General features: G+C 71.3%; 8 protein-coding genes. 6 read left to right on the top strand and 2 right to left on the bottom strand.

The window, feature by feature from the left end:
* Positions 1-237: 237 nt before the first annotated feature.
* Positions 238-957 carry a PHB depolymerase family esterase gene (locus VFZ20_RS22455; protein ID WP_329686190.1) on the top strand — a complete coding sequence of 240 codons (720 nt, stop codon included), beginning with the start codon at positions 238-240 and terminating at the stop codon, positions 955-957.
* Between the two features lie 469 nt (positions 958-1,426).
* On the opposite strand, the gene VFZ20_RS22460 is transcribed toward VFZ20_RS22455, so the two are convergent.
* A complete protein-coding gene (locus tag VFZ20_RS22460; protein ID WP_329686191.1) occupies positions 1,427-1,696 on the bottom strand; it encodes a hypothetical protein in 270 nt (89 codons plus the stop codon).
* Positions 1,693-2,436 carry a bifunctional demethylmenaquinone methyltransferase/2-methoxy-6-polyprenyl-1,4-benzoquinol methylase UbiE gene (gene ubiE, locus VFZ20_RS22465; RefSeq protein WP_329686192.1) on the bottom strand — a complete coding sequence of 248 codons (744 nt, stop codon included), beginning with the start codon at positions 2,434-2,436 and terminating at the stop codon, positions 1,693-1,695. The genes VFZ20_RS22460 and ubiE overlap by 4 nt, the downstream gene beginning before the upstream one ends.
* A gap of 155 nt (positions 2,437-2,591) precedes the next feature.
* Here ubiE and VFZ20_RS22470 point away from each other — a divergent pair, with 155 nt between their 5' ends.
* The 5 genes from VFZ20_RS22470 to VFZ20_RS22490 all read left to right on the top strand — a co-directional run.
* Positions 2,592-3,185, top strand: coding sequence for a sigma-70 family RNA polymerase sigma factor (locus tag VFZ20_RS22470; protein WP_329686193.1), 594 nt, complete (start codon positions 2,592-2,594; stop codon positions 3,183-3,185).
* Positions 3,186-3,269: 84 nt separating this feature from the next.
* On the top strand, positions 3,270-3,908 hold the full coding sequence (locus tag VFZ20_RS22475) for a hypothetical protein (RefSeq protein WP_329686194.1): 639 nt from the start codon (positions 3,270-3,272) through the stop codon (positions 3,906-3,908).
* Positions 3,901-4,956, top strand: a complete 1,056-nt coding sequence (locus tag VFZ20_RS22480) for a polymer-forming cytoskeletal protein (protein ID WP_329686195.1) — start codon at positions 3,901-3,903, stop codon at positions 4,954-4,956. The genes VFZ20_RS22475 and VFZ20_RS22480 overlap by 8 nt, the downstream gene beginning before the upstream one ends.
* Before the next feature lie 106 nt (positions 4,957-5,062).
* On the top strand, positions 5,063-5,308 hold the full coding sequence (locus VFZ20_RS22485) for a hypothetical protein (protein WP_329686196.1): 246 nt from the start codon (positions 5,063-5,065) through the stop codon (positions 5,306-5,308).
* Positions 5,309-5,580: 272 nt separating this feature from the next.
* On the top strand, positions 5,581-7,441 hold a 1,861-nt coding region (locus VFZ20_RS22490), incomplete at its 3' end, for a hypothetical protein (protein WP_329686197.1).

Here is a 7,441-nt window from a genome sequence, read left to right on the forward strand (position 1 = left end):
GGGCAGGGGGTCGGGGGGAGGGGGCCCTCCGCGGGCGAGACACACTCCGCCGATGTGCGTGATCCACATCCCCGATCCTTCATCCATCCCTGAACAGATGTCGCACCGGGCGCGGACGCCGCCTCCCCTGTGACGTTTCTCGCGTGACGCGGCGCGGCGTGGGCACGTCATTCTCACCATCCCCTATCCGCCGCCGCGCGCGGCCGAATGACGTCTCCCCCGCACCCAGGAGGCCGCGTGGCCCCGAGCAGGCGAGCCCCACCGCACCCGGACGATGGACGGATCACGGCCCGTCCCCGCGTGCCGACGGCGGCCGCGGAGCCCGGCGTGCACCGGCTGGGGCTGGACGCGCGGCGCGATGCCCTGCTCTACGTGCCGCCCGGCCTCTCCGCGGACCGCCCCGCACCCTTCGCGCTGATGCTGCACGGCGCCGCCGGCAACGGCCAGAGCGCCCTGGGCATTGCGCGGGGGCTGGCGGAGGAGATGGGGATCGTGGTGCTGGCGCCGGACAGCCGCGGCCGCACGTGGGACATCATCCTGGGCGCGTACGGGCCGGACGTGGAGTTCCTGAACGAGGCGCTGGAAGCCGTCTTCGCGCGGTGCGCGGTGGATGCGGGGCGGATGGCCATCGGCGGGTTCTCGGACGGGGCGTCGTACGCGCTGTCGCTGGGCGTGGCGAACGGGGACCTGTTCACGCACGTGCTGGCGTTCTCGCCCGGCTTCATGGCGCCGCCGGTGCAGCGGGGTGCGCCGCGCGTGTACGTGTCGCACGGGACGGAGGATGCCGTGCTGCCGATCAACGCCTGCAGCCGGCGGGTGGTGCCGCGGCTGGAGACGGCCGGCTACGGCGTCCTGTACCGCGAGTTTGATGGCCCCCACATCGTCCCCGCCGCCGTGGCCCGCGAGGCCTTCACCTGGTTCGCCACCGGCGCCCTCCCCCGCGACGAGCCAGCCTGAGCCGCGCCGGACCACCTCCGCCGGACAACCTCCGACGTACCAGGACGGACCAGGACGGACCACTCCACGACGAGAGAAAATCCGCGCGAGTCGCCCGGCTCCCAGCCGGAGCGGCTAAAGCCGCCGCTACGAAAGCGGAAAGCCCCGCCCTGACGACGCTTCGCGTCGCCCGGCGGGGCTTCACCTGCTCCGGCCGTCGCCTTCACGCGCGACGTCGCACTTCGCCCGCGCGACCTCCGCATGTCCACACGGCCCTCGCCCGTGCCGGACCCGTCGGCGAAGGCCGACATCACGTGTTCGGTGCCGCGACTTCAGTCGCCGGGGCTGGAGGCCCGCCGTCCGGCAACCCATCCGCCCCTGATCAGCATCCACCGGCTGCGTCCGATGCGTCCGCGTTCGATACACCGGACGGGCGCGGCGGATCGGCGATTTCCCGTTCCGCGGCGCCCGTCGGTCCGTGCCGTCGCGACTAGCCGGCCAGCGTGGAAAAGACGCGGCCCATGAGGACGTACGACACGAACAGCACCCCGCCCACGATCAGCAGCCCGCGCGCGAGGCGCATCTGCCGCAGGCCGATGGGGTCGAAGTAGTCGTCGGGCTTCCACACGCCGCGCACCGTGGGGCCCTTGTCGGCCCGCACGTGGCGCCAGGCAAGGAGCTGCAGCGCCGCGCTCGCCACGCAGCATCCAAAGAACCCCAGCAGCAGCGACGCCAGCACCACCCGCGCGATGGTGCTCATGACCGCGTCCCGTGGTGCAGGGCCGCGATGCCGCCGGACAGCGTCTCCCACGTTACGCCCGTGAAGCCGGCCGCCTCCATCTTGCGCGCCAGCTCCGGCGGCTCGGGAAACTGCATCACCGACTCGGGCAGGTACGTGTACGCGGACGAGTGCTTGCTCACCATGCGGCCCACCAGCGGCAGCACCTTGAGAAAGTAGAAGAAGTACAGCCCGCGGAACGGCTGCCACCCCGGCGTGGTGAACTCCAGGATCACGAGCCGCGCGCCGGGCTTGAGCACGCGCGCCATCTCGCGCAGCCCCGCGTCCAGGTCGGCCAGGTTGCGCACGCCGAAGCCCACCGTGGCGCCGTCGAACGCCCCGTCCGGGTAGGGGAGCGCGAGGGCGTCGGCGCAGGCGGGCTCGATGGGCGCGCCCGCCGTCTTGCCGGCGCGCACGCCGTTCTCCAGCATGGCGTAGGTGAAGTCGCTGCCCACGACACGCCCCTCGAAGCCGGCGCGCTTCGCCAGCTCCACGGACAGGTCGAGGGTGCCGGCGCAGTTGTCCAGGTAGGTGCCCCTGGGGGCACGCTCCCAGCCCAGCCGGTTGACGGCCCGCTTGCGCCACAGCCGGTCGATGTTGAGCGACAGGACGTGGTTGAGCAGGTCGTACCGCGGGGCGATGGAGCTGAACATGCGCCGCACGTGCGCGGCTTTTTCCGCCGGGGCGGGGAGCGCCGACGGGGGCGCCTGGGTCTCTGGCATACCGTAAAACCGTTCCGTTGCTTAGAATACGGGGCGCCAAGGTAGCGCCCCCGCGCCGCCCCGAGCAAGGCTTGCATACCGCCTTGAAACTCCCCGCGCCCCCGGCCCGTAGGGCGCCGGGCGAGTCTGATTCATCGGACCCCCGAACTACAGCGGTGAACACAACTCCGGTCTCCGACCACGAACTCGTCACTCGCGCCCAGACGGGCAGCGAGAAGGCGTATCGCGAGCTGCTGAGCCGTTACCAGCGGCCGGTGTTCTCCATCATCTACCGGATGATCCGTGACCGGGAGCAGGCGGAGGACCTGGCGCAGGAAACGTTCGTCCGCGTGTTCAACAACATCGACCGCTACGATCCGCGGTTCAAGTTCAGCAGCTGGATCTTCAAGATCGCCACGAACCTGACCATCGACCACATCCGGCGTAAGGAGCTGGACACGGTGTCGATCGACGGGTCCCGCAACGCCGTGACGGCCGAGCAGATCGAGGCGACGAGCATTACCATCGCCTCCCCGGACGAGAACCCCGAGGAGCTGCTGGAGGCCAAGGAGCTGGGCGAGGAGATCGAGGGCGCCATCAGCAAGCTGCGCCCCGAGTACAAGGCGGCCATCCTGCTTCGGCACGTGGAAGGCCGCGAGTACCAGGAGATCGCCGAGATCCTGTCGCTGCCCCTGGGCACCGTAAAGACGTACATCCACCGCGGGCGCAACGAGCTGCGCGAGCAGCTGGCGCACCTGCGGGTGGCCTGATCCCGATATTCAGACGTGAAACCTCCACCGCCAGGCGCGCGTAGGGGCAATCCATGGAACCGACCCGACCCTGCTGAGGCCATCGTGACGGACGCAACCGGACACCTGCCGTACTGGACGCTGGAGCAGCTCGCCGAGGGCAGCCTTTCCCACGTGGAACGGAGCCTGGCGGAGCTGCACCTGCGGGCCTGTGCGCACTGCACGGCCGAGCTGGACGAAGCCCGGTCCGTGATCGCCGCCCTGGAGCGGCTTCCCGCGCTCACCCCTTCGACGAATTTTGCCGACGCGGTGATGGCGCGGGTGCAGATCGCCCCCGCCACCGTGGCGGCCGCGGCGCCCGCCGCGGTAACGCGCCGCCGCTGGATGCCGGCCCTGAGCCGCGGGTGGATGACGCTGCTGGCCCTGCTGCTGGTGCCCCTGCCGGTGCTGGCCGGGATCGGCACGTGGATGGGCGGAAGCCCGGTGTCGGGGATGGGCGCCCTGTGGGGCGTGGTGCGCAACTGGGCGGGCGAGGTGAGCTTCAACCTGTTCAGCGAGGGCACCGAGGTGCTCATCCGCACCGGGCTCTTCCAGTGGGGCTCGGACGTGCTGGGCGGCATTCCCGGCCCCACGGCCGCCGGCGTGCCGGTGCTGCTCCTGCTGCTGGTGGCGGCGGTCCCCGTCTCCGCCTGGGCGATGGCGCGCCTGCTGCGCGCCCCGATGACCGGGATGACCCATGCGTAACGTTCTTCTTGCCCGCGCGCTGATGGCCCTGGGCCTCACGGCGGCCTCGGCCGCGGGCGCGGCGGCCCAGGCGCCCGGAAAGGGCCACGTGCACACCGGCCTGAGCGCCGAGCACACGGTGCACCACGGCGACCGGGTGTGGTTTCGCGGCGAGCGCGAGGTGGGCGCCCGCGAGGTGATCGAGGGCGACGTGGTGGTGGCCAGCGGCTCGCTGCGCGTGGTGGGCGAGGTGCACGGCGACGCCGTCGTGGGCGACGGCAACCTGGTGCTGGAGGCCGGCTCGGTGGTGTACGGCGACGCCGTGGTCACGGGCGGCCAGCTCATCAACCACGGCGCCACGGTCATGGGCAAGGTCCAGCAGGGCGGACCCACGCGCAAGACGGGAACGCAGGCCATCCAGCTGCGCCACGGCCTCTTTGGCGGCCTGGGCGCGGGGTGGGCCGGGCTGGCGGGCACGGCGGTGCTGGGCCTGGTGCTGTGCGCCCTGGGCGCCGCGCTCACGGCGTACGGCCGGCCGTACCTGGACCAGGCCAGCGTGGTGGTGCGCCAGGCGCCCCTGAACGCGGCCACGGTGGGGCTGGCGGCCAACGTGCTCGCCCTGCCGGCCTTCCTGGTGGGCATGCTGGGGCTGGTGGCCACGCTGGTGGGCATCCCGTTCCTGCTGGTGTTCATCCCCCTGTTCTGGACGGTGGTCATCGTCCTGGCGGCGGCGGGGGTGGTGGCGGTGGCGCACGCCCTGGGCGAGCGCGCGGCCGAGCGCCGGCGGCTGCGGGGCAGCGAGCCCCGGGGCGCCCTGGCCTACCTGCTGATGGGCGTGGGCGTGCTGCTGGCCCCGCTGTTCATCGCGCACCTGCTGGGCGTCACGCCCTTCACGGGCCCCCTGGCGGCGGTGGTGGGCACCATCTCCTGGACGCTGCTGTGGCTGGCGGCCAGCGTGGGCGCCGGCGCGGTGATGATCGTGGCCGTGACGGCCTGGCGCGAGTACGCCTACCGCAAGGCCATGGCGCACGGCGGGATGGACGACCTGGGCACGGGCGCCCGCGGCTGAAACCCGCGGGTCCGCGCCCTCGTAGAGAGAGCACGCGGACCCGATCGGCCGGTCCGGCGTACGAGAACCAAGCGCAACGTCTTCGCAGATAAAGGAGTTAGGACCCATGCTCAGCGCCCTGATCGGAATCATCGTGGTCGGCATCGTCGCGTGCGTGGCGCTCGTGGTGCTGCTGGCCCTGGTCACCGCCGTCTTCGGGGTGGCGTTCGGGCTGCTGGGCCTGGTGCTGACCCTGGCGTTCAAGATCCTGCCGATCGTCCTGGTGGGCTGGCTGGTGGTGAAGCTGGTGCAGCGCGCGGAGCGGCCCCGGTCGCGGATCTCGGCGTCGGACCGGGCGTGGCTGGACAGCTGAACGGCAGGGGCGAGGGAATAGGTGACAGGGAATAGGTGACAGGGAATAGGGAATAGCCGGCAACGGCTCCGATTCCGAGAAGGGGCTGGCGACCGAGAACGGTCGCCAGCCTTTTTTGCGTCCGCGCATCACCGTCAGGCTCTCGAGGACGATGAGCATTGACGTTCGAAACGCGCCGATACATTTATTTCCGCTCCGGAATGCCCGCCTCCTCTTCCATCCGCCCAATCCATATGCCCGGAACAAGCCGCAGGATCTTCATCAAGCAGTCCATGCTCGCCACGGCTGCCATCGCCCTGGGCGACGCGTGGTCCATCTTCCTTCCCGGCAGCGACGCGCCGCTCCTGGACGCCGTCGAGGCCGCCTGCAGACGCCTCGCGCCGCTGGGCTGGCGGCAGATGCTGCTGGACGTCACGGGCGGCGGGCTGGACATCGGCGCCGCGGACTTGCGCACGCAGCTGCTTCGCCCGCTCCCGCGCATCGACCGGAGTCATCCCGGGTTCGGCGACTTCGACGTGGCGGGGACGCGCGCGGTGGAGCCGGGGCAGCCGGACCGCAGCCTGCTGTACCACGCGTTCGCGTCGCCCACCGTGGTCGCCGGCCGCGGGGGACGCGCCCTGGGCGGCTTTCCCACCTTGGCCGAGATCGACGCGCTGGAGAACTTCGTCTACGGCGCGGAGCCGCCCACGCTCGACCAGCTTGAGCAGCGCGCGGGCCTGAACGCGACGCTGGGCATCGTCGTCTACGCGCTGCAGTACCGCAATACGCCGGACTCCGTCCACGGCAAGCACGCGGAGCTCTGCTTCTCGCGCACGGGCATCGCGCGGCTGGGGACCATCCCCCCGGTCTACGACGCGCGGGCCCGCCGCTTCGCGATGCTCGATCCGGAGCAGCCGTTCGAGTTTCCCGTCGTGCCGCAACGCTTCGCGGCGTACCTGGCCGTGCGGCGCGCCGGCGACCCGGACTCGTTCGGCCCGCAGGACGCGCTGGACGGCGACGGGGCGCTCCAGTTCTGGGTGCCCGTCCACAAACTGTTCAACGGCCCGGAGTGCATCGCGGGGATGGATCTCGCCCTGGAGCTGCACCGCGAGGTGCAGAACGACGAGCTGGCGTCGTTTCACCGGTACCTGGACCAGAACGGCTACCAGAACAACTGGCGGGGCGAGCACCTGGACCAGTTTCCGTTCGAGATCCGCAACGAGCGCATTGCGTCCATGTCCACGCGCCCCGACTTTGGCTCGGGCTTCGTGGAGCCCGTGCCGGCGCCCCTGGCCGTGCGCGCGGAGTACCAGGGCGCGCCGCTGACCTTTCCCGTGGATCCCGCCATCACGAGCGACCGGGGCAACTGGGCGTTCTCGTCCATGCAGATCATCCCCGGCCCGCCGTCGGAATCGCCCACGTACATCTTCGACGCGTCGCAGGACACGCAGCGCCCCGCGCCGGAGTACCTGAACGTGCGGCACCGCGTGGTGAACGGGCGGGACGAGAACCTGAACGTGCTGCCCGACATGGTCGCGCAGATCGACGCCGGCGGCTACCAGGCGCAGCACTACATCGACTTCACGGGCGACGGCTGGGTGGAGGCGCGCTGCGAGGCGCTGGCGCCGCACGTCGCGGTGAGCCAGCCCGCGTACTGCGTGGTCGCGCCGCCGGACTTCTACCCCAGGGTGAGCCAGCGCGACCTGATGACGTGGTGGAAGACCGAGGTGCCCGTGCCCATCCGCGACGCCCTGTGGGCCATCCCGCCGCTGGCGCTGTCGCAGACGCGCATCGCGGCCAACATCGAGCTGCCCATCAACTTCAGCATCAACGACACGACGGTCACGGCGCTCATTACGCAGCCCACGAACGCCAACGGGCCCGTGCAGCAGCCCAACGGCCCTCTGCCGGAGGTGTCGACGGGGCTGCCGGACGCCTCGCCGGGGCTGTTCGATCCCGGCTGGGACACCAGCCAGGGCATCTACTTCACGGACGGCGCGGACCCGCTGCAAAAGTTCCTCACGGGCCACGCCCTGGGCGCGCCGTTCATCGAGGACGCCAAGCTGTGCGCAGCGTACGGCGCCTACTGGCCCGGCGTGTCGCCCGACGCCACGCGCGCGTTCCAGCCGGACAAGCTGCTGAGCGGCATCTCGT

Origin of the sequence: Longimicrobium sp., assembly GCF_036280135.1 — a bacterium.
Classification (GTDB): Bacteria; Gemmatimonadota; Gemmatimonadetes; order Longimicrobiales; family Longimicrobiaceae; genus Longimicrobium.